Annotated in this window: 19 protein-coding genes; 1 reads left to right on the top strand and 18 read right to left on the bottom strand. The window is 68.4% G+C overall.

Annotation, left to right across the window (positions count from 1 at the left end; all coding sequences use genetic code 11):
* The 18 genes from ACZ5ZX_RS04980 to ACZ5ZX_RS04895 all read right to left on the bottom strand — a co-directional run bounded on the left by ACZ5ZX_RS04980 (position 1) and on the right by ACZ5ZX_RS04895 (position 20,122).
* A complete protein-coding gene (locus ACZ5ZX_RS04980) occupies positions 1 to 1,551 on the bottom strand; it encodes an NADH-quinone oxidoreductase subunit M (protein WP_465500705.1) in 1,551 nt (516 codons plus the stop codon).
* Positions 1,551 to 3,449 (bottom strand): NADH-quinone oxidoreductase subunit L, encoded by a 1,899-nt coding sequence (gene nuoL, locus ACZ5ZX_RS04975; protein WP_465500704.1) that lies wholly within the window; start codon positions 3,447 to 3,449, stop codon positions 1,551 to 1,553. Before nuoL ends, ACZ5ZX_RS04980 begins: the two co-directional genes overlap by 1 nt.
* A gap of 12 nt (positions 3,450 to 3,461) precedes the next feature.
* On the bottom strand, positions 3,462 to 3,761 hold the full coding sequence (gene nuoK / locus ACZ5ZX_RS04970; protein WP_061980060.1) for an NADH-quinone oxidoreductase subunit NuoK: 300 nt from the start codon (positions 3,759 to 3,761) through the stop codon (positions 3,462 to 3,464).
* Entirely contained in the window at positions 3,758 to 4,603 is an 846-nt protein-coding gene (locus ACZ5ZX_RS04965; protein WP_465500703.1) for an NADH-quinone oxidoreductase subunit J, read from the bottom strand. Before ACZ5ZX_RS04965 ends, nuoK begins: the two co-directional genes overlap by 4 nt.
* Positions 4,600 to 5,148, bottom strand: a complete 549-nt coding sequence (gene nuoI, locus ACZ5ZX_RS04960; protein WP_465460426.1) for an NADH-quinone oxidoreductase subunit NuoI — start codon at positions 5,146 to 5,148, stop codon at positions 4,600 to 4,602. Before nuoI ends, ACZ5ZX_RS04965 begins: the two co-directional genes overlap by 4 nt.
* Positions 5,135 to 6,472 (bottom strand): NADH-quinone oxidoreductase subunit NuoH, encoded by a 1,338-nt coding sequence (gene nuoH / locus ACZ5ZX_RS04955; RefSeq protein ID WP_465500702.1) that lies wholly within the window; start codon positions 6,470 to 6,472, stop codon positions 5,135 to 5,137. Before nuoH ends, nuoI begins: the two co-directional genes overlap by 14 nt.
* 169 nt (positions 6,473 to 6,641) lie before the next feature.
* Positions 6,642 to 9,122, bottom strand: a complete 2,481-nt coding sequence (locus ACZ5ZX_RS04950; protein WP_465500701.1) for an NADH-quinone oxidoreductase subunit G — start codon at positions 9,120 to 9,122, stop codon at positions 6,642 to 6,644.
* A 109-nt stretch (positions 9,123 to 9,231) separates the two neighbouring features.
* Positions 9,232 to 10,527, bottom strand: a complete 1,296-nt coding sequence (gene nuoF / locus ACZ5ZX_RS04945; protein WP_465500700.1) for an NADH-quinone oxidoreductase subunit NuoF — start codon at positions 10,525 to 10,527, stop codon at positions 9,232 to 9,234.
* Positions 10,527 to 11,396: an NADH-quinone oxidoreductase subunit NuoE gene (gene nuoE / locus ACZ5ZX_RS04940; RefSeq protein ID WP_465500699.1), complete on the bottom strand. Its 870-nt coding sequence runs from the start codon at positions 11,394 to 11,396 to the stop codon at positions 10,527 to 10,529. The genes nuoF and nuoE overlap by 1 nt, the downstream gene beginning before the upstream one ends.
* Positions 11,396 to 12,766 carry an NADH-quinone oxidoreductase subunit D gene (locus tag ACZ5ZX_RS04935; RefSeq protein ID WP_465500698.1) on the bottom strand — a complete coding sequence of 457 codons (1,371 nt, stop codon included), beginning with the start codon at positions 12,764 to 12,766 and terminating at the stop codon, positions 11,396 to 11,398. The genes nuoE and ACZ5ZX_RS04935 overlap by 1 nt, the downstream gene beginning before the upstream one ends.
* Positions 12,763 to 13,527 carry an NADH-quinone oxidoreductase subunit C gene (locus ACZ5ZX_RS04930; RefSeq protein ID WP_465500697.1) on the bottom strand — a complete coding sequence of 255 codons (765 nt, stop codon included), beginning with the start codon at positions 13,525 to 13,527 and terminating at the stop codon, positions 12,763 to 12,765. The genes ACZ5ZX_RS04935 and ACZ5ZX_RS04930 overlap by 4 nt, the downstream gene beginning before the upstream one ends.
* 5 nt (positions 13,528 to 13,532) lie before the next feature.
* Positions 13,533 to 14,081 carry a NuoB/complex I 20 kDa subunit family protein gene (locus ACZ5ZX_RS04925; RefSeq protein WP_005151847.1) on the bottom strand — a complete coding sequence of 183 codons (549 nt, stop codon included), beginning with the start codon at positions 14,079 to 14,081 and terminating at the stop codon, positions 13,533 to 13,535.
* 6 nt (positions 14,082 to 14,087) lie between these two features.
* Positions 14,088 to 14,495 (bottom strand): NADH-quinone oxidoreductase subunit A, encoded by a 408-nt coding sequence (locus ACZ5ZX_RS04920; RefSeq protein ID WP_037308493.1) that lies wholly within the window; start codon positions 14,493 to 14,495, stop codon positions 14,088 to 14,090.
* A 493-nt stretch (positions 14,496 to 14,988) separates the two neighbouring features.
* Entirely contained in the window at positions 14,989 to 16,275 is a 1,287-nt protein-coding gene (locus ACZ5ZX_RS04915) for a geranylgeranyl reductase family protein (protein ID WP_037332937.1), read from the bottom strand.
* Between the two features lie 10 nt (positions 16,276 to 16,285).
* A complete protein-coding gene (locus ACZ5ZX_RS04910; protein WP_465500696.1) occupies positions 16,286 to 16,975 on the bottom strand; it encodes a demethylmenaquinone methyltransferase in 690 nt (229 codons plus the stop codon).
* Between the two features lie 71 nt (positions 16,976 to 17,046).
* Positions 17,047 to 17,817, bottom strand: coding sequence for an AfsR/SARP family transcriptional regulator (locus ACZ5ZX_RS04905; protein WP_465500695.1), 771 nt, complete (start codon positions 17,815 to 17,817; stop codon positions 17,047 to 17,049).
* 81 nt (positions 17,818 to 17,898) lie between these two features.
* Entirely contained in the window at positions 17,899 to 19,002 is a 1,104-nt protein-coding gene (locus ACZ5ZX_RS04900; protein ID WP_465500694.1) for a glycosyltransferase, read from the bottom strand.
* Between the two features lies 1 nt (position 19,003).
* Positions 19,004 to 20,122 (bottom strand): glycosyltransferase family 4 protein, encoded by a 1,119-nt coding sequence (locus ACZ5ZX_RS04895; RefSeq protein ID WP_465500693.1) that lies wholly within the window; start codon positions 20,120 to 20,122, stop codon positions 19,004 to 19,006.
* A gap of 111 nt (positions 20,123 to 20,233) precedes the next feature.
* On the opposite strand from ACZ5ZX_RS04895, the gene ACZ5ZX_RS04890 reads away from it, so the two are divergent.
* Entirely contained in the window at positions 20,234 to 21,064 is an 831-nt protein-coding gene (locus tag ACZ5ZX_RS04890) for an inositol monophosphatase family protein (protein ID WP_465500692.1), read from the top strand.
* Positions 21,065 to 21,121 lie beyond the last annotated feature (57 nt).

Raw genomic sequence — 21,121 nt, 5'->3', positions numbered from 1 at the left:
TTACTTGCCTCCCTGTACGGACGACATCGTCGCCTGCACCGACGGGGTGATCGTGTCGAGCACCGGCTTGGGGTAGAAGCCGAGCGCGATGATCAGCACGACCATCGGCGCCAGGATCGCGATCTCCTTGCCGCCGAGGTCCTTGATGGCCTTGGTCGCCCCGAGTTCGGGCGCGATCGCGGTGCCAGGGCCGCCACCCGCGCCGATCAGGGCGTCACCGCGGACGGGGCCCTGCATGACGCGCTGGTAGAGCCAGAGCACGTACGCCGCGGCCAGCACCATGCCGACCGTCGCGATGATCGTGTACACCGGGTAGTCCACAAAGGACCCCAGCAGCACCAGGAACTCACTGATGAACGAGTTCGTGCCGGGCAGGGACAAAGTGGACAGACCGGCGATGAGCAGCATCCCGCCGAGCAGCGGGGTCACCTTCGCCATGCCGCCGTAGTCGGAGATCCTGGTGGATCCGCCACGCATCACGATGAGGCCGACCACCACGATCAGCATGCCGGTGGCGAGGCTGTGGTTGAGCATGTACGACACCGAGCCGACCATCGCCTGCTCGTTGAAGGTGAAGATGCCCAGCGCGATGAAGCCGAAGTGGGCGATCGACACATAAGCGATGAAGCGCTTCATGTCGCGCTGCCCCGCGGCGAGGATGGATCCATAAAGGACACCCGCGACGGCGAGCACCAGCACCCACGGCGCGAGTTCCTTGCTGGCCTCCGGGAACATCGGGAGGCAGTAGCGCAGGAACCCGAACGTGCCGACCTTGTCCAGCACACCGACCAGCAGCACCGCGACGCCGATGGGCGCTTGGCCAGCGGCGTCCGGCAGCCAGGTGTGGAACGGCACCAAAGGGGCCTTGATCGCGAAGGCGAGGAAGAACCCGAGGAACAGCCAGATCTGGGTGCTCGTCGGGGCGTCTCGGACGACGGTGACGAGGGTTTCCCAGTCGAAGGTGCCCTTGCCGAGTTCGTCCGACGCCATCGAGTACGCCCCGATCGCCGAGGCCAGCATGATCAGGCCGCCGAGGAACGAGTAGAGGAAGAACTTCACCGCCGCGTACTGCCGGTTCGCGCCGCCGTAGCCGCCGATGAGGAAGTACATCGGGATCAGCATGATCTCGAACAGCACGTAGAACAGGAAGACGTCGGTCGCGGCGAAGACGCCGATGGTGAGCGCTTCCTGCACCAGGATCAGCGAGAGGAACCCGCCCGCCGAGCGCCCGGCCGGGAGCTTGTCGGTCAGGCCGAGCGCGCCGACCACGATCGGCACCAGCAGCCCGATGACCGCGATCATCACCAGCGCGATGCCGTCGATGCCGAACGAGATGTGGATGCCGAAGTTGGGGATCCAGTCCATCGAGGACTTCTGCTGGATCCGGTCCCCGGTCGGCGAATAGCTCGCCCACAGGGGGATCACCAGCAGGAACGTCAGGATGGACACCGCGAGCGCCGTGAGCGTCGCCAACCTGTCGTTCTTCTTCATCCCCGCGACGACCGCGGCGCCGGCCAGCGGCAGCAGGATGGTTGCGAGTAGCCAGGTCATCAGGAGAACCTCACCAGCAGGAGTGCCGCCAGAAGCAGGAATGTGCCGCCCAGCATGGACAGTGCGTACGAGCGGACGAAGCCGGTCTGCAGGCGGCGCAGGCGCCCGGATCCGCCGCCGAGCGCGGCGGCGAGGCCGTTGACCGCGCCGTCGACGCCGCGGTTGTCCACGTAGACCAGCGCGCGGGCGAGCCAGGTGCCCGGACGGGCGACCAGCGTCTCGTTCAGGGTGTTGCCGTAGAGGTCGTTGCGCGCGGCCTTGACCACGGCGGAGACCCGCTCGGGCCGTTCCACCGGAACGTCCTTACGACCGACGAAGAGCCACGCGGCCACCGCACCGAGAACGGAGAGCGCCACGGTGAGGATCGGGACCAGCGCGTGCGGGATGACGCTGTGGCCACCCTCTTCGAGCGGGCCGACCACCGGGGCCAGCCATTCGGCGAACCGGTCGCCGAGGGCGAAGAACGCACCGGCGCCGACCGAGCCGACGGCCAGGATGATCATCGGCCACTTCATCACCGCGGGAGACTCGTGCGGGTGGAAGTCGCGGCCGTCGCTGCTCTTGATCTCCTTCCAGCGTTCCTTGCCGAAGAAGGTCATCACCATCAGGCGCGTCATGTAGAACGCGGTGAGCCCGGCGCCGAGCAGTGCCGCGCCGCCCATCACCCAGCCACGCCAGCCGCCCTGGCTCAGCGCCGCCTCGATGATCGCGTCCTTGGTGAAGAAGCCCGAGAGCGGCGGGATGCCGATCAGCGCCAGGTAGCCGAGTGCGAAGGTCCAGAAGGTGACCGGCAGGTGCTTGCGCAGCCCGCCGTACTTCCGCATGTCGACCTCGTCGTTCATGGCGTGCATGACCGAACCGGCCCCGAGGAACAGCCCTGCCTTGAAGAAACCGTGCGCGACCAGGTGCATGATGCCGAGCGCGTAGGCGATCGGCCCGAGGCCGACGGCGAGCATCATGTACCCGATCTGGCTGACCGTGGAGTACGCCAGGACCTTCTTGATGTCGTCGTAGGCGCAACCGATGATGCACCCGATCAAGAGCGTGACCGTACCGACGAGGGTGACGATCAGCCTGCCGTCCGCGGTGGCGTTGAAGATCTCGTGCGCGCGGGCCACCAGGTAGACACCGGCGGTGACCATCGTCGCCGCGTGGATCAGGGCCGAGACCGGGGTCGGGCCCTCCATCGCGTCCGGAAGCCAGGCCTGCAGCGGGAACTGACCGGATTTACCGCAGGCGCCCAGCAGCAGGAGGATCGCGATGGCGGTGATCGCGCCGGCCGGGATCTTGTCGATCGCGCCGAAGACCTCGGCGTAACCGGTGCTCCCGACGTACTTGAACATCAGGAAGATCGCCAGCGCGAGCCCGACGTCACCGACGCGGTTCATCAGGAACGCCTTCTTCGCCGCGGTGGCCGCGGACGGGCGGTCCTGGTACCAGCCGATGAGCAGGTACGACGCGAGACCGACGCCTTCCCAGCCGAGGTACAGCGTCACGAAGCTGTTGCCCAGCACCAGGATCAGCATCGAGGCGACGAAGAGGTTGAGGTAGGCGAAGAACCTCGACCGGTCGCGGTCCTCGGCCATGTAGCCGATCGAGTAGAAGTGGATCAGCATGCCGACGCCGGTGATCAGCAGCACGAACGTCAGCGAAAGCGCGTCGATCCGGAGCCCGAAGTCGACCTGCAGCGCCGAAACCGGGATCCACGAGAACAGCTTGACGTCCGCGACGTTCTTCGTGTCGGCCGTGAAGAACAGGATCAGGCCGTACACAAAGGACAGTGAGACGGTCGCACTGCCGAGGAGGTGTCCCCAGCCCCTGGCCCGTTTACCGGCCAGCAGGAGAATAAGGGCGCCGAGGGCAGGGAAGGCCACCAGCAGCCACGATGATGCGGTCAACTCCGTGCTCCCTTAGTACTTCAGCAGGTTGGTGTCGTCGACCGAGGCCGAGCGCCGGGTGCGGAAGATCGCCATGATGATCGCCAGTCCCACCACGACCTCGGCGGCGGCGACGACCATCACGAAGAACGCCATCACCTGGCCGTCGAGCGACCCGTTGATCCGGGCGAACGTGACCAGGGAAAGGTTCGCCGCGTTCAGCATCAGCTCGATGCACATGAACACGACGATCGCGTTGCGGCGCACCAGCACCCCGACCGCGCCGATGGTGAACAGCAGCGCGGACAGGAGCAGGTAGTACGTCGGGGTCATTCCTTCTCCCCTTCAGATTTCCCTACGAGCGCGTGGGCGTCCGGGCCGTCCTCGGTTCCGGCGACCTGCTTGCGTTCGTCTTCCAGCCGCGAGGCCGAAGTCGACTCGATGATGTCCGAGAGCGACTCCGGCGCGATCGAACCGTCCGGCAGCAGCGCCGGGGTGGCGATCGAGTTGGCGGTGGCGAAGACACCCGGACCGGGCAGCGGCGAAGGCCGGTCGTGCTTGCCGGTGAACCGGTCGACGACGAGTTCCTTCTGCGACTTCTTGCCGCCCTTGGCGTGCCGGTCGGTGAAGGCGAGCACCATCGCGCCGAGCGCGGCGGTGATCAGCAGCGCCGACGTGAGCTCGAACGGGAAGAGGTACTTGGTGAAGATGAGCCGTCCCAGTCCGCCGGGGCCGCCGCCGTCGAGGCTCGCCGGGTCCAGCGGCATCGCCGGGGTGACGTTGACCAGCGAACGGGCGAGACCCGCCGCGAGCAGCCCGCCGACACCGATGCCGAGCAGGGTCGCCATGACCCGCTGCCCGCGCAGTACTTCGACGACCGAGTCCGAACTCTCCCTGCCGACCAGCATCAGCACGAACAGGAACAGCATCATGATCGCGCCGGTGTAGACGATGATCTGCGTGAAGCCGAGGAACGGCGCCTGCTGGATCATGTACAGCGCGCCGAGGCACAGCATCGTGAGGACCAGCCACAGCGCCGAGTGCACGGCGTTGCGGGAGAAGATCATGCCGAGCCCGCCGAGCAGCGCGAGCGGACCGAGCACCCAGAAGGCGATGGTCTCGCCCGTGGTGATCCCGGCCGAAACGTCCGTCTGGGCGAGGAAAGCCGTGATCACTGGACGGCCTCCGCTTCGGTGGCCCCGGTGGGCTGCTTGCGCGCCAGCTCGGGACCGTTGACGTAGTAGTCCTGCTCGTTGTCGCCCAGCCGCATCGGGTGCGGCGGCTGCTCCATGCCGGGCAGCAGCGGCGCGAGGAGGTCTTCCTTGGTGTAGATCAGCCGCTGCCGGTCGTCGTCGGCCAGCTCGTAGAAGTTGATCATCGTCAGTGACCGGGTCGGGCAGGCCTCGACGCACAACCCGCAGCCGATGCAGCGCAGGTAGTTGATCTGGTAGTCGGCGCCGTACCGCTCACCGGGCGAGTAACGCGCCTCTTCGGTGTTGTCGCCGCCTTCGACGAAGATCGCGTCCGCCGGGCAGGCCCACGCGCACAGCTCGCAGCCGACGCATTTCTCCAGCCCGTCCGGATGCCGGTTGAGCTGGTGCCTGCCGTGATAGCGCGGCGCGGCGGGGGCGCCCGCCTCCGGGTACTCCTCGGTGGCGACCTTCTTGAACATCATCCCGAAGGTGACACCGAAACCCTTGATGGGATCAAACATCCCCATCGCCGGCCTCCCTTCCACTGGAAACCGCCGCGGGCTTGCGCTTGGCAGCCCGGGCTTCGGCCTTCGCGATGGCCTTCTGACGCGGAGTCTTCTCCGGAACCTGCAGGTCGAGCGGCGGTACCGGGAACCCGCCACCGGTCACCGGGACGTAGTCGTCGTCCGGGACCTTCTTGTCCGGCAGCAGCAGGCTCAGGATGACGACGACGAGAATGAGCGCGCCGCCGCCGATGAGGATCTGCGGTGTGGAGAGCCCACCCGAGTTCTTGATCGCGCGGACCGTGACGATCACGACGATCCAGACCAGGTTGACCGGGACCAGTACCTTCCAGCCCAGCCGCATGAACTGGTCGTACCGCAGCCGGGGCAGCGTGCCGCGCAGCCAGATGAAGCCGAACAGCAGGATGAACAGCTTGGCGGAGAACCAGATCAGCGGGAGCCAGCCCTGGTTCAGCGCGTGGTCGGCGCCGACGAACGGGAACTTCCAGCCACCGAGGAACAACGTCGTCGCGAACGCCGAGACGATCACCATGTTGACGTACTCGGCGAGGAAGAACATCGCGAACTTCATCGAGCTGTACTCGGTGTGGAAACCGCCGACCAGCTCGGATTCGGCCTCGGGGAGGTCGAACGGCGCGCGGTTGGTCTCACCGACCATGGAGATCAGGTAGATCACGAAACTCGGCAGCAGCAGGTAGAAGTACCAGCCGCTCTGCTGCGACTCGACGATCGCCGACGTCGACATCGAGCCCGCGTAGAGGATGACGCCCACAATGGACAGACCCATCGCGATCTCGTAGGAGATCACCTGAGCCGCGCTTCGCAGGCCACCGAGCAGCGGATACGGGGAACCGGAGGACCAGCCCGCCAGCACCAGGCCGTACACGCCGATCGAGGAGCAGGCCAGGATCACCAGCACGCCGACCGGCAGGTCGACCAACTGGAGCACGGTCCGCTCGCCGAAGATCGAGACCACCGGGCCGAACGGGATCGCGGCCAGCGCGATCAGCGCCGGCACCGCAGAGATCACCGGCGCGAGGAAGTACACCTTGCGGTCGGCGGTGTCCGGGATGATCTGTTCCTTGAACGGCAGCTTGATCGCGTCCGCGAGGGACTGCAGGTAGCCGCCGGGGCCGACCCGGTTGGGGCCGGGACGGTTCTGCATCCGGCCGACGGCCTTGCGCTCCCAGACGATCAGGAAGATCGTCAGGATCGGGCCGATCAGCAGGATGACGACCGTCTTGAGCAGGACCAGCCACAACGGGTCGTCGGCCAGCAGCGCCGCCCGCTCGGCGGCGTCCGGCATCTGGCTGAGCAACGGAGTCACTTCTCACCTCGGCATTCTTCAAAGCCGCGCGACCGCGATCGCGTCGCCAGGGCGCACTCTGGCGATCCCGGCACAGCTGACGAGTCGGGGCGCCCTGCCGCCGCGATAGCGGGGCCTTCGGCCAGCACGCGGCGTCGTGCTCGGTCGCCTGGGCAGAGCAACATCGAACTCACGCCTCCACCCTGGTGAGGGTGACGGCCGAGCCATGTCCAGCGCCGAGAGAGGCGCGGACGGCCGAGCCGTCGGAGTTGCCCGGGAGCCATACGACGCCGTCCGGCAGGTCCGCGATCTCGACCGGCAGCGTGATGGAACCGCGTTCGGTGGAGACCTTCACGGTCTTGCCCAGGCCTTCGGCGGTCTTCGCCGAGAGCTTGGCGACGACCTCGCGCTGCGTGCCCTTGAGGTGCGGCTCGTCGTCCTGCAGCGATCCGTTGTCGATCAGCTGACGCCAGGTGGAGAGGAGGGCTTGGCCGTCCTTGGGCTCGGCGCGTGCAATGAAAGGTCCTTTACTTGCAAATTCTGCAAGGAAAGAGCCTTTCCTAGCAGGCAGCTTCGCCAGATCGGCGGCAGCGGCGGCCGGGGTCTGGGTGAAGATGTCCGCGTCCATCTCGACGGCGAGGGTGTCGAGCACCCGGCAGTCCGGCAGGGCGCCGGTGCCTTCGAGGGTGACGGCGAACTCGCGACGGCGGCCTTCCCAGTTCAGGTAGCTGCCCGCCTTCTCGACCGCCGGGGCGATCGGGAGGACGACGTCCGCGTGCTCGGTGACCGAGCTGTGCCGCAGTTCCAGGCTCACCACGAACTTCGCGTTCTCCAGCGCGCGGCGGGCCAGATCCGGGTCCGGCAGGTCGTCCGGGTCGACCCCGCCGACCAGCAGACCGTCGAGGTCCTGACCGGAAGCGGCCTTGAGGATCGCGGTGGTGTCGCGTCCTTCACCGGCGGGAAGCGTGACGCCCCAAGCCTTTTCGATTTCGGCGCGAGCAGCGGCGTCGGTGACCGGGCGGCCACCGGGCAGCAGCGTCGGCGCCGCGCCCGCCGCCAGGGCACCGCGCTCACCCGCACGACGCGGGATCCACGCGAGCCGGGCGCCGGTGCGCTCCACCAGCCGGTGCAGGGCCGAGAACAGACCCGGGACCTCGGCGGCGCGCTCGCCGACGAGGATCACGGATCCCTCGGCCGAAAGCGCCTGGTCGACGTCCTGCGCGTGCTGCGCGATGCCGTCGATCGCGGCGGCCTCGGCACCCGGCGCACAGGCCAGCAGTTCCCCGAAGGTCTTGCGGACCGACGAGGTGGTCCACTGTCCCAAGTGGACGACGCGCGTGCGGTTCTTGCGGGCCGCCTTGCGCAGCCGCAGGAACACGATCGGCGCCTCGTCCTCGGGCTCGAAAGCGACGCACAACACCGTGCGCGCCCGCTCGATCTCGCCGAACGTGACGCCGCTTTCCGGCGTCGTCCCGACCACGTGTGACGCGAGGAAGCTCAGTTCCTCCGCAGAGTGCGGGCGGGCGCGGAAGTCGATGTCGTTGGTGCCCAAGGCGATCCGCGCGAACTTCGAGTACGCGTAGGCGTCCTCGACGGTCAGACGGCCACCGGTCAGTACCGCGGCGCCCTTGCCGTCACGCGCCTTGGCCAGCCCGGCCGCGGCCGCGCGCAGCGCGTCGGTCCAGGAGGCCTCTTCCAGTACGCCGTCGGCGTTGCGGACCAGCGGACGGCGGATGCGGTCCTCGGCCGTGGCGTAACGGAACGCGAAGCGGCCCTTGTCGCAGATCCACTCTTCGTTGACCTCGGGGTCGTCGCCCGCGAGCTTCCGCATGACCTTGCCGCGGCGGAAGTCGGTCCGCTCGGCGCAGCCGGACGAGCAGTGCTCGCACACACTCGGCGCGGACACCAGGTCGAACGGCCGCGAACGGAACCGGTACGCGGCCGACGTCAGCGCGCCGACCGGGCAGATCTGGATGACGTTGCCGGAGAAGTACGACTGGAACGGCTGGCCGGAGGTGGTCCGGGAAGCCAGGTCCAGGACGTCCGCGGTCTCGGCGGTGCCGATCTGCTGGTGGGCGCCGCGTTCGAGCAGCTCGATGAACGGGTCACCGGCGATCTCGCGGGAGAACCGGGTGCAGCGCTGGCAGAGCACGCAGCGCTCGCGGTCCAGCAGCACCTGCGAAGAGATCGGCAGCGGCTTCGGGAACGTCCGCTTCGTGTCGACGAAGCGGGAGTCCGCGCGGCCGTGCGCGAGCGCCTGGTTCTGCAGCGGGCATTCGCCGCCCTTGTCGCAGATCGGGCAGTCCAGCGGGTGGTTGATGAGCAGCAGCTCCATCACACCCTGCTGGGCCTTGTCCGCGACGGCCGAGGTCAGCTGGGTCTTCACGACCATGCCGTCGGCGACCGTCATCGTGCACGAGGCCTGCGGCTTCGGCATCGGACGGCCGCCCATTTCGACCTCGACCAGGCACTGGCGGCAGGCGCCCGCCGGGTCGAGCAGCGGGTGGTCGCAGAAGCGCGGGATGACCGTGCCGAGACGTTCGGCGGTGCGGATCAGCAGCTCGCCCTTGGGCGCGATGACCGTTTCACCGTCGATGACCAGCTTGACATGGCCCTCGGGGACCGGGGTCTCTTCGACCTCGGTCCCGGGCTTGTCGGGTGCGATCGTCATGCCTGCCCTCCGGGAGAGCTGAAGGGGACTTTCCCCGCGTGAGATGAGGTGAAGGACGCTTTCGCCGCATGAGATGCGGGGAAAGTCCCCTTCAGCCGCTTTGAAGCCGTCACGCGCTCACTCCCGCCAGCTCACGCTCGTCCTTTGGAGCCTTGTTCTTTTCACACAACGCGAGGAATTCCTCGCGGAAGTACTTGATCCCGCTCTGGATCGGCGAAACGGCGCCGTCGCCGAGCGCGCAGAACGAGCGGCCGAGGATGTTGTCGCAGACGTCGAGCAGGGTGTCGATGTCCTCCTCGGTGCCCTTGCCCTCGACCATGCGCTCCAGGATCTGCGCCAGCCAGTAGGTGCCCTCACGGCACGGCGTGCACTTGCCGCAGGACTCGTGCTCGTAGAACTGCGTCCACTTCATCACGGCCCACGGCACGGAAACGGTCTCGTTGAAGACCTGCACGGCCGTCGTGCCCAGCATCGACCCGGCTTCCGCCGCGCCCTCGAAGTCCAGCGGAACATCGAGGTGCTCCGCGGTGAACATCGGCGTGGAGGACCCACCCGGGGTCCAGAACTTCAGCGGGATGCCGTCCTTCATGCCGCCCGCCATGTCCAGCAGCTCGCGCAGCGTGGTGCCGAGCGGGCATTCGTACTGGCCGGGCTTCTCGACGTGGCCGGAGATCGAGTAGATCTTCGGGCCGGGCGACTTCTCGCGGCCCATCTGGCGGAACCAGTCCGAGCCGCCGTTGATGATGTACGGCGCGCTGGCGATGGTCTCGACGTTGTTCACCGTGGTCGGCGCGGCGTAGAGACCCGCGGCCGCCGGGAACGGCGGCTTGAGCCGCGGCTGGCCGCGACGGCCTTCCAGCGAGTCCAGCAGCGCCGTCTCCTCACCGCAGATGTACGCCCCGGCGCCCGCGTGCACGGTGATGTCGAGGTCGAATCCGGAGTCGAGGATGTTCTTGCCGAGGTAGCCCGCGTCGTACGCCTCGCGCACGGCCGCGTTGAGACGGCGGATGCAGTGCAGCGCCTCGCCGCGGACGTAGATGAAGCAGTGGTGCGAACGCATCGCGTACGAGGCGATGATGCAGCCCTCGATCAGCGAGTGCGGGTCCGCCATCATCAGCGGGATGTCCTTGCAGGTACCCGGCTCGCCCTCGTCGGCGTTGATGACGAGGTAGTGCGGCTTGTCCTCGTTCGGCGGCATGAAGGACCACTTGATGCCGGCCGGGAAGCCCGCGCCGCCCCGGCCGCGCAGACCGGAGTCCTTGACCAGCTGGACGATCTGCTCGGGAGTGGCCTTGAGCGCCTTGCGGATCGCGGTGTAGCCCTCAAGGGCTTCGTAGGACTGGATCGTCCAGGAGTTGGGCGAAAGCCAGCGCTTCGTGAGGACCGGGGTGATCGGGTCAGCCATTACTTCTTCTCCACTTCAGGGAGCGGAACGTCCTTCATCGCGGGCGCGGTCCAGCCGCGGTCCTGCGCGACCTGAGCGCCACGCAGGGTCTCGACGGCCTGCGAAGGACCGTCGACGTCCGTGCGGTACTGCTGCGCGTCCTCCGGGAAGAACCCGGCGAGCTGCAGTTCGGCGCCCTTGAAGTTCGTCAGCGGCGCGCCGCGCGTCGGGGCCGGCTTCTTGCCCGCCTGCAACGCGTCGACCAGCGCGACGGCCTTGTCCTCGGTCTGGTTGTCGAAGTACTCGTAGTTGACCTGGATGACCGGGGCGAGGTCACAGGCCGCGAGACATTCGGCGTGCTCCAGCGTGATCGAGCCGGGCTCGTTCGGCGTGCCCGCGGTCTCGTTGTGCCCCAACGGCATTTCCTCGGAACCGAGGTGCGTCTGGAGCTTCTTGTAGATCGCGTCGCCGCCCATGGCCGCGCAGAGCGTATTCGTACACACACTGACCAAATGCTCGCCGCACGGACGGCGTTTGTACATGGTGTAGAACGTCGCGACCGCGCTGACCTCGGCGTCGGACAGGTCCAGCTGCGAAGCGCAGAAGGCGATGCCCTCCTGGCTCACGTACCCCTGCACCGACTGCACCAGGTGCAGCATCGGCAGCAGCGCCGACCGCGACTGCGGGTACCGCGCGATCAGGTTCTGTGCCTTGGCGTAGGTGTCGGCGTCGAAGATGTCTTCGAGCTTCGTGTTCTCCAGGATCCCTTCCGCCTCGGCGGGATCCGGCGCGATCGCGATCACGTCGACGTCACCGCCGGCGGCGATATGGGTCTGCTCGGCCAGGCTGGTGCCGGGCTCGGGCGTCGGTGTCGTTCCGGGCTGGGTCATCAGCGGTCCACTCCCCCCATGACGGGGTCGATCGAGGCGATGGCGGCGATGACGTCCGCCACCAGGCCGCCTTCGGCCATCGCGGGCATCGACTGCAGGTTCACGAAACTCGGTTCGCGCACGTGGACCCGCAGCGGCCTGGTGCCGCCGTCGGACACGAGATGCGCGCCGAGTTCGCCACGCGGCGATTCCACCGTCGTGTACACCTGGCCCGGCGGGACCTTGAAGCCCTCGGTGACCAGCTTGAAGTGGTGGATCAGCGATTCCATCGACTGGCCCATGATCTTGCGGACGTGTTCGAGCGAGTTGCCCATGCCGTCGCTGCCGATCGAGAGCTGCGCCGGCCAGGCGACCTTCTTGTCCTCGACCATGACCGGGCCCGGCTCGAGCTTCTTCAGGCACTGCTTGATGATCCGCAGGCTCTGGTGCATCTCCTCGACGCGGATCAGGTAGCGCGCCCAGCAGTCCGCGTCGGTCGAGGTCGGGATGTCGAACTCGAACTCGTCGTAGCGGGAGTACGGCTCGGTCTTGCGCAGGTCCCAGGGAAGACCGGCGCTGCGCAGCACCGGGCCGGTGACCCCGAGCGCGAGGCAGGCGTCCACCGGCAGGTAGCCGACGCCCTTGAGCCGGTTGCGCCAGATCGGCTGACCGGTGAAGAGCTTGTCGTACAAGGGAAGCCGCTCGTCCATCGTCTTGACGAACGCGCTGACCACCTCTTGGTAGTCGTCCGGCATGTCCTGCGCGAGCCCGCCGGGCCGGATGAACGCGTGGTTCATCCGCAGGCCGGTGAGGTGCTCCAGCAGGTGCAGCACCTCTTCGCGCTCACGGAAACCGAGCGTCATCGCCGTGGTAGCACCGAGTTCCATCCCGCCGGTGGCGATGTAGACCAGGTGCGAACCGATGCGGTTGATCTCCAGCAGCATCACGCGCAGCAGTTCGGCGCGGCGCGGGGCCTGGATGCCGAGCAGCTTTTCGACGCCGAGGCAGTACGCGAGTTCGGTGGAGAGCGGCGCGAGGTAGTCCATGCGCGTCACGAAGGTGACGCCCTGGGTCCACGTGCGGTACTCGCAGTTCTTCTCGATCCCGGTGTGCAGGTAGCCGATGACCGAACGGAGCTGGGTGACGGTCTCGCCCTCCATCTCCAGCACGAGCCGGAGCACGCCGTGCGTCGACGGGTGCTGCGGGCCCATGTTGATGACCATGCGCTCGTCGTGGCGGGAGTCCTCGATGAGGTCTTCCCAGTCACCGCCGGAGACGGTGTAGACGCGGCCTTCGGTGGTCTCGCGGGAGTCGGCTTCGGGGACGCTGTTGCTGCCTTCGGGCGAAGTGTCCGTGCCAGTGGTGACGTCGGAGAGGTGTTCGGTGCTCACGAGTACGACCTCCGCTGGTCCGGCGGCGGGATCTCCGCGCCCTTGTATTCGACGGGGATCCCGCCGAGCGGGTAGTCCTTGCGCTGGGGGTGGCCGTCCCAGTCGTCCGGCATGAGGATGCGGGTCAGCGCGGGGTGGCCGTCGTAGACGATGCCGAACATGTCGTAGGCCTCCCGCTCCTGCCAGTCAGCCGTCGGGTAGACCCCGACCAGCGACGGGACGTGCGGGTCCTCGATGTCGAGGGTGACCTCGAGCCGGATGCGGCGGCGGTAGGTCATCGACGTGAAGTGGTAGACCGAGTGCAGCCGCTGCGGAACGTCGACGCCGTAGTCCACGCCGGAAACGGAGCTGAGCAGTTCGAAGCGGAGACCGGTGTCGTCACGGAGGACCTTGGCGATCTCGACGAGGTGCTCGCGGGCGACGTAGAAGGTGATCTCGCCGCGGTCGACCGTGGTCTGAAGGACCGCGTTCGCCGGAATCTTGTTGTCCGCCAAGGCCGCGTAGAACTCGTCGGCGAATTCGTCGAACCAGCCGCCGTACGGGCGCTCGGCCGGGGGCGGGCTGTACGCGGGGAGGCGGACGCCGCCGTAGCCGGAGGTGTCACCGGTGCCGTGCACGCCGAACATGCCCTGGCGCTCTTTACCGGTGACGACCGGTTCGGCCGGGCGGGCGCCCTGCGGTTCGAGGCCGCCTTCGGGCCGTTCGGCGCTGGACTGCTCGCCGCCGGTTTCCGGGGTTTCAGGGGAGTTTTCTTCGGGCACGTCGCTCACTTCTTCGCGTACTTGATCGAGGAGGCGATCAGCTCGGTGCGCTCACCACTGGCGGCGCGGATCGCGGCCCGGCGCGCGTTGATCGGCTCGTCCTGGATCTTGGCGTGCAGCTTCAGGATCGCGTCGAGCAGCATCTCGGGCCGCGGCGGGCAGCCGGGGAGGTACATGTCGACCGGGACGATGTGGTCGACGCCCTGCACCACGGCGTAGTTGTTGAACATCCCGCCGGACGAGGCGCAGACACCCATCGCCAGGACCCACTTGGGCTCCGCCATCTGGTCGTAGATCTGGCGCAGCACCGGCGCCATCTTCTGCGTGACGCGGCCGGCGACGATCATCAGATCGGCCTGACGCGGCGTCGCGCTGAAGCGCTCCATGCCGAACCGGGCGATGTCGTAGCGGGAACCGCCGACGGTCATCATCTCGATCGCGCAGCAGGCGAGACCGAAGGTGGCGGGCCACATCGAGTTCTTGCGCGCCCAGTTGACCAGGCCTTCAAGGCTGGCGAGCAGGATGCCGTTGGGGAGTTTTTCTTCGAGGCCCATGCTTCTCTAGTTCCAATCCAGGCCGCCGCGACGCCATACGTAGGCGTACGCGAAACCGACCGTCGCGATGAACAGCACGATCTCCACCAGGCCGAACATGCCCAGCGCGTCCGCGGAGACCGCGAACGGGTAGAGGAAGACCATCTCGATGTCGAACAGGATGAACAGCATCGCGGTGATGTAGTACGCGACCGGCATCCGGCCGCCGCCGACGACCGGCTGCGGCGACGGTTCGATACCGCATTCGTAGGCCGCGAGCTTCGCCTTGTTGGCGCGGCTCGGACCGACGAGCGGGCCGAGCAGCACCGAGAGCACCGCGAAGCCGAGAGCGAGGACGAACAGGAGCACCAGGGGGAGGTACATGTCGAGATTGGGGACCGTCGGGGTACCGGCCTGGGCCAGCACGGGCAACATCAGCACGGGGTTTTCGCCATCCTTTCCGCGCCGCTGCGGTTTTCGAGTCGGGGTTCACCGCTTCCCTCGTCGGCACCCTAAGGGACCTGGGTCACACCGCCGAGGGTTAGGCAACCCTTACGGGCCGTGCATGACGACCCCTTTGCTTGTGAAATAGTTCACAAGCCTCCCGTCGAGGATGTGAAGCGATTCACAAAGCATGGGGCGAGTGTAGGACGCGACTCACATTCTTGTCCCTAGGCCCCGTGCTATAAGGCTGCCCTAACTTGACCGCACGGCCAGTACGGTTACTTCCGGCGTGCGGTACCGGTGACCTGCGACGTCGTTCCCAAGATCGAGTCCGGGAGTCCGTTTGACCACATTTGTCCTGTGACCGATACCACTTCCCGGCGTACCCGTGACTGGTCCAGACGTGTGGTGCCACCTGCGCGTGAAGGCCCCCTTCCCTCGGCTGAGCCGAGGGAAGGGGGCCTTCACGCGAGGTACGAAAGGGTCAGCGCGGGGAGGGCGTGGCGCGGGCCAGCGCGGCGATGAGGCGGTCGACGCCGTCCCCGCCCTTGGCGTCGTAGCAGCCCGAAAGTCCCTTGTAGACCAGCGGAAGGATCGAGTTGATCCGCAGCCCGTACTTCGTCGCGGCGTGCATGACCTTCGGCTTCCCGATCAGCTTCGCGAACACGTTGCCGAGCCGGTAGTAGCCGCCCATCAGCTCACCGACGGCGCGCGGGTAGCCCTCCAGGGCCCGCTCACGCGACGGTCCCTCACGCCGCGCCAAGGCCTGCACGACGAACTCCGACGCCAGCTGCGCGGACTCCATCGCGGCCGAGATGCCCTCGCCGTTGAACGGGCTGACCATGCCGCCCGCGTCGCCGAGCAGCAGCAGGCCGTCGCGGTAGTGCGGGGTGCGGTTGAAGCCCATCGGGAGACCGGCGCCGCCGACCTTGCCGATGGCGTTTTCCTCGCGGTAGCCCCATTCCTCGGGCGTCCCGTCGAGCCACTGGCGCAGCAGCGCGCGGTAGTCGGTGCTGCGGAACGCGGCCGACGTCGACAGCATGCCGAGGCCGACGTTCACCGTGCCGTCGCCGAGCGGGAACGCCCAGCCGTAACCGGGGAGCAGCTTCGGGTCGCGCGGGTCGCTGCGGTCCCAAAGCTCCAGGTGCCCCTCGATGAACGGGTCGTCGTGGCGCGGGCTCTTGTAGTACTGGCGCACCGCGACGCCCATCGGGCGCTTCTCGTTCTTCTGGATGCCGACGCTCAGCGCCAGCCGCGCCGAGACACCGTCGCAGGCCAGAACCAGCGGAGCGCGGTAGCTCACCGGGGTCTTCTCGGGGCCGACCTTCGCTTCGACGCCGATCACGCGACCGGTCGGGCTGGTGATGGCGCCGGTGACGGTCGTGCGCTCGTACAGCCGCGCGCCCGCCTTGACCGCGGTCTTCGCGAGCAGGTCGTCGAAGTCCTGACGGGTCCGCGAAACGCCGTAGGGCGGGTAGCTCGTCAGATCGGGCCAGTCGAGTTCCAGCGTCAGCTCGCCGGTGAGGATCCGCAGACCGCGGCTGTGCACCCAGCCCGCGTCCTCGCTGGTGTCGATCCCGAGGTCGATGAGCTGCTTGACGCCGCGAGGGGTCAGCCCGTCGCCGCACACCTTCTCGCGCGGGAACTCGGTCTTCTCCAGCAGCAGCACGTCGACGCCCGCGCGGGCGAGGTACGTGGCGGCGGTGGAGCCGGCCGGTCCGGCACCGACGACGATGACTTCGGCGTCGTGGTCTGCGTTGCGACGGGTCATGTCCGCGAGTTTAGGCGGGCTTCTTCGCACGGTGGATGGCGACGACGCCGAACGTGAGGTTCAGCCACTCCACCTCGGTCCACCCGGCGCTCGCGATGATCTCGCCCAGCGTCCGCTGATCCGGCCACGCCAGCATGGATTCGGCCAGGTAGGAGTAGGCCTCGGGGTTCGTCGAGGTCCGGCTGCCGACCCAGGTGAGCAGCCGCAGGATGAACTTGCGGTGCAGGAACCGGATCGGCGGGAATGTGGGCGTCGACACCTCGCAGATCACCAGTCGGCCGCCTGGTTTCACCACCCGCGCGATCTCGGTGAGCGCGGCCTTGGTGTCGACGAAGTTCCGCAGCGCGAGCGAGATGGTCACCGCGTCGAAGCTCTCGTCCGCGAACGGCAGCTTCAACGCGTCGGCGGCCACCATCGGGACGCCGCGGTGCTTGCCAGCCTTGAGCATGCCGACCGAGAAGTCCGCGGCCAGGCACCAGGCCCCGTTGCGCGCGTACTCGACGGTGGACACGCCGGTGCCCGCCGCGAGGTCCAGCACCTTCTCGCCGCGTTCGGCGTCCAGCACCCGTGCGGTGGTGGTGCGCCAGCGGCGGTCGAAGCCGAAGGTCATGAACGAATTCGCGCGGTCGTAGCCGTCCGCGACGTCGTCGAACATGGCGGCGACTTCGTGCGGATCCTTGTCAAGACTCGCTCGGGACATACCCGAACACTACTTCGCGAACCCTGAGGGGCGCCGTCGGCCAAGCAGGAGCAAAGCGGCGCCCCGTAGGTTCACCTCGCCCGGTCCAGCAACGCCGGGGCACGGTGCGCACCGGCCCCCGCGGCTTCACCGGCGAGGATCCTCCGCTCCAGCAACCGCAGTTCCGGCCCCGGTTCGAGGCCGAGCTGATCGATCGAGACCCGGCGCGCCCGCCGGTACGCAGCCAGCGCGTCGGACGTGCGCCCGGCTCGCCAGAGAGCGTCCATCAGGAGGTATTGGGCACGCTGACGCAGCGGATGCCGCCGCACCAGCCCGGCCAGCTCGACGGCCGCGCTCGCGTGCCGCCCGAGGTCGAGTTCCGCCTGGTAGAGCTCTTCGAGCAGGACCAGACGGTACTCCGAGAGACGCATGGTCTCGTCCGAAAGCAGCGGGACGTCGAGGCCGTCGTAGGGCGCGCCGTGCCAGTGGGTGAGCGCCTGCCGGATCACCGAGGCGCGCTGCGCGGGATCCGTGGCCTTCAGCGCCTGGCCGCCCAGCGTCTCGAAGGTCTCGACGTCGAGTTCGCCGGGATGGACCTCCAGCCGGTAGCCACCGTTGTCGAAGCAGATCCGGTCGTCTTCGGGGAGGGCCTGCCGGAGCTTGTGGACGTGCCAGTGCAGCTTCGGCACCGCCCTCGGCTCCCACCGGCTCTCCCACAGGGCCTCGGTGAGCACGTCGACCGGCACGAAGGTGTTCGCCCGGACCAGCAGCACGCCCAGCAGCGTTCTTCTCATCCGGCCGCCCAGCGGAACCGACCGCGAACCGGAAGAGAGGGTGAACGTCCCCAGTACTTCGAACCTCAACGTGCCGTCCTCTCGCTCGATGGCGTGTGGGGACGATGAATGCCGGTTGTACAAAAGAGATACAAATTCCAGGACCGGTGATCAGGTGAGCGCGGAGAGCATTCCCTGTACCGAGCGCGGCCAGGCGAATTCCTCCGCCCGTGCCCGCGCCGCGGCGCGCCGGGTGGGCTCCGGCCACGTCAAAAGCTCGGTGACGGCGCCCGCGAACGCGGCGGCGTGATCGTCGACGGCTTCGCCGCAACCGGGCCCCACGATCTCCCGTAGCGCCGACGAAGCCGAGACCACCACGGGCGTTCCCGAAGCGAGCGCCTCCAGCGCGGCCAGCCCGAAGGTCTCGTGCGGCCCCGGGGCGAGTGAGACGTCGGCGCTGGCCAGCAGGCGCGCGACCGCACCGCGTCCGGTCAGGAAGCCGAGGAACGTCACCGGAAGCCCGCGAGCCCGCCGTTCCAGTGCCCGCCGCCGTGGCCCGTCGCCCGCGATCACGAGCCGCACACGATGTCCCGACTCGGTCAGCTCGGCGACGGTGTCCACACTGCGCTCGACGTGCTTCTCCGGCGACAAGCGTCCACAGTGGACCAACAGGGTGTCCGCGGTGCCGGACAGCGCGTACCGCCAGCCGTCGTCCCGCCTGGCCGGGGTGAACGTCGCGAGGTCGACGCCGAGCGGGACACGGCGGACGTTCGGCGCGGCGATCCGATCGAATTCCGCGCGGGCGAACGCCGTCGTGCAGACGACCGTGTCGTACCGCCGCGCCATCCGCCGGTTCGCGACGTCCGCGACGCGCCGCGCGACGGGTTCCGGCATCAGGAACTGCTCCAGCAGCCTGTCGAGCCGCTCGTGCGAGATCACCATGCTGGGCACACCGTTGCGCCGCGCCCAGACCCCCATACCGCGCAACGTGAGCCTGTCGGACACCTCCAGCCTGTCCGGCTCCAGCCGGTTCAGCACCGCGCGCACCCGGTGCGGATCGACCGCGCGATACCCGCCCGTGCCGGGGATCCGGGGCGCGGGCAGGGAAAACCGGCGTACTCCCGAGGGCAGCATTTCGTCCGCGTAGCGCCGTCCGGGCACCACGAGGGTCACCTGATGCCCGCTGGCCACGTAGCCCGCGCCGAGGTGATGCAACGCCGTCCGCAGCCCACCCGAGCGTGGCCCGTAGAAGTTGGCCAGCTGGATGATGTGCATGTCAGGCCGCGCGGGCGATCTTGCCCTGGACGGCCTCGTAGTGGCCGACCAGTTCCCGGCAGACGGCGGGCCAGGTCCGGCCCAGCACCACCTTGCGCGCCTTCTCCCCCAACCTGGCGCGCAGTGCGTCGTCACGCAGGTCGTTCACCTTGTCCACCAGCGCCGTCGCGAATCCGGCCCGGTCGGCGGGCAGCAGATAGCCGGTGCGGCCCGGCAGGACCAGATCCTTCGGCCCGCCCGCGTCCGGCGCGAGCACCGGCAGCCCGGACGCCATCGCCTCCTGGACGGCCTGGCAGAACGTCTCGTGCGGTCCTGTGTGGACAAAGACGTCAAGGCTCGCGTACGCGGCGGAAAGCTCTTCGCCGTATCGGGCGCCGAGGAAAGCGGCGCCCGGAATCCGCTCGCGCAGCATCGGCAGTTCCGGCCCGTCCCCGACGACGACCACCCGGATCCCGTCGACACCGGCGAGCGCGGTCAGCCGCTCGACCTCCTTCTCGGGCGCGAGCCTGCCGACGAAACCGACCAGCAGTTCCCCGTTCGGCGCCAGCTCGGCGCGCAACGCCGGATCGGCGTGCGCCGGCGAGAACCGCTCGATGTCGACGCCCCGCGCCCAGTGGTGCACCCGTGGGATCCCGTGCAGTCTCAGCTGCTCCACCGAATCCGACGACGGCGCGAGCGTGCGGTCGGCCCGCGAGTGCAGACGGCGCACCCAGCGCCAGGCCGCGCGGGCGGCGATGCCGAAGCCGTACGCGGCGGCGAAACCGGCGATGTCGGTCTGATACACCGCGACGCACGGCACCCGCAGCCGTCTGGCCGCGGCGAGACCGCGGGCGCCGACCACGAACGGCGAGGCGAGGTGCACCACGTCCGGCCGGAAATCGGCGAGGGCGGTGAGCACCGTCCGGGTCGGCACGCCGACCGGGAGGGAGTTCACGCCGGGGAAGTCGAGGGCGGGAATGCGCACGACCGGGGCGCCGAGATACTCCACGGGACCCGGCCCGGGGGCGATGATCAGCACGTCGTGCGCGCGGTCGCGGAGGTGTTCCACGACGCGGAGCACGGAGTTGGTCACGCCGTTCACCTGGGGCAGGAAACTTTCGGTGACTATCGCGACTCGCACGAGGCACACTGTCGCATCCGGTTGTGACGCCCATGCCAACAAAAACGGAACAGACGACATGTCATCTCGTGGTCGTGTTCCGGAAACCAGGCTCGGCCACACTAGTCAGGCATGACCCTCCTGTCGTCAAGGCCGCCGCAGCCCGTCGAGCCCGGGTTGCTGTCGAGGGCCCTCGAAGTGGCCGGGCGGCTGGCCAACGACGCGACCGACGTGATCACCGCGACCGCCGGCCGCGGCACCCAGCCCGATCTGAAGGACTCGCCCTTCGACTGGGTCACCGACACCGACCGCATCCTCGAACGCCACACCCGCCGCGTGCTGACCGCGGAATTCCCCGGCATCCCCGTCGTCGGCGGTGAATTCGGCGCCGACCACGGTGCCGACGTCGCCGAATACCGCTGGGTGGTCGACCCGGTCGACGGCACCGCGAACTACGTCGCCGGTGTCCCCTGGTGCGCCTACAGCCTCGCCCTGATCGACGCTTCGGGGCCGGTGGTCGGCGTGGTCGCCGACCCGTACCGCGCCCAGATCTACGCCGCCGCCCGAGGCCGCGGCGCCCGCGCGAACGGCAAGCCGATCCGGCTGACCGACCGCTACGGGACCGCCGGAGCGATCGTCTGCACGGAACTGACCCGCAAGGGCCTCTGGCCGGGCATGGGCCGGTTCATCGAACGCGCCGCCACCGCGCACGCCGGCGTCCGGGTGCTGGGTTCGGCGGCGCTGGCCATCGCGCAGGTCGCGCTGGGACACGCGGCCGCCGCGGTGCTGCACAGCTACCGCGAATGGGACGTCGCCGGTTCGGTCGCGCTGGCCATCGAGTCGGGGGCCGTGGTGCTGGACCGGCACGGGGAAGGGGTACCGCTGCCCGCCGACGGGCTGCTGGTCGCGGCGCCGGGAGTGGCGGACGAGGTCTTGGGGTGGTGGCGGGAGTCCGTGGGCTGAGTTCGCCGTTCGATCACGCGTGTTCGCCGCCTGATCACGTGTGTTCGCCGCCTGGTC

The organism is Amycolatopsis sp. NPDC033938, assembly GCF_055575975.1.
This window is presented reverse-complemented; position numbering and strand designations above follow the sequence as displayed.

What these genes read in the sequence shown, in the direction of transcription:
- ACZ5ZX_RS04980 (WP_465500705.1), bottom strand. Translation starts at nt 1,551, where the DNA reads ATGACCTGGCTACTCGCAACCATCCTGCTGCCGCTGGCCGGCGCCGCG.
- nuoK (WP_061980060.1), bottom strand. Translation starts at nt 3,761, where the DNA reads ATGACCCCGACGTACTACCTGCTCCTGTCCGCGCTGCTGTTCACCATC.
- nuoI (WP_465460426.1), bottom strand. Translation starts at nt 5,148, where the DNA reads ATGGGGATGTTTGATCCCATCAAGGGTTTCGGTGTCACCTTCGGGATG.
- ACZ5ZX_RS04950 (WP_465500701.1), bottom strand. Translation starts at nt 9,122, where the DNA reads ATGACGATCGCACCCGACAAGCCCGGGACCGAGGTCGAAGAGACCCCG.
- nuoF (WP_465500700.1), bottom strand. Translation starts at nt 10,527, where the DNA reads ATGGCTGACCCGATCACCCCGGTCCTCACGAAGCGCTGGCTTTCGCCC.
- nuoE (WP_465500699.1), bottom strand. Translation starts at nt 11,396, where the DNA reads ATGACCCAGCCCGGAACGACACCGACGCCCGAGCCCGGCACCAGCCTG.
- ACZ5ZX_RS04925 (WP_005151847.1), bottom strand. Translation starts at nt 14,081, where the DNA reads ATGGGCCTCGAAGAAAAACTCCCCAACGGCATCCTGCTCGCCAGCCTT.
- ACZ5ZX_RS04920 (WP_037308493.1), bottom strand. Translation starts at nt 14,495, where the DNA reads ATGTTGCCCGTGCTGGCCCAGGCCGGTACCCCGACGGTCCCCAATCTC.
- ACZ5ZX_RS04915 (WP_037332937.1), bottom strand. Translation starts at nt 16,275, where the DNA reads ATGACCCGTCGCAACGCAGACCACGACGCCGAAGTCATCGTCGTCGGT.
- ACZ5ZX_RS04910 (WP_465500696.1), bottom strand. Translation starts at nt 16,975, where the DNA reads ATGTCCCGAGCGAGTCTTGACAAGGATCCGCACGAAGTCGCCGCCATG.
- ACZ5ZX_RS04900 (WP_465500694.1), bottom strand. Translation starts at nt 19,002, where the DNA reads ATGCACATCATCCAGCTGGCCAACTTCTACGGGCCACGCTCGGGTGGG.
- ACZ5ZX_RS04890 (WP_465500692.1), top strand. Translation starts at nt 20,234, where the DNA reads ATGACCCTCCTGTCGTCAAGGCCGCCGCAGCCCGTCGAGCCCGGGTTG.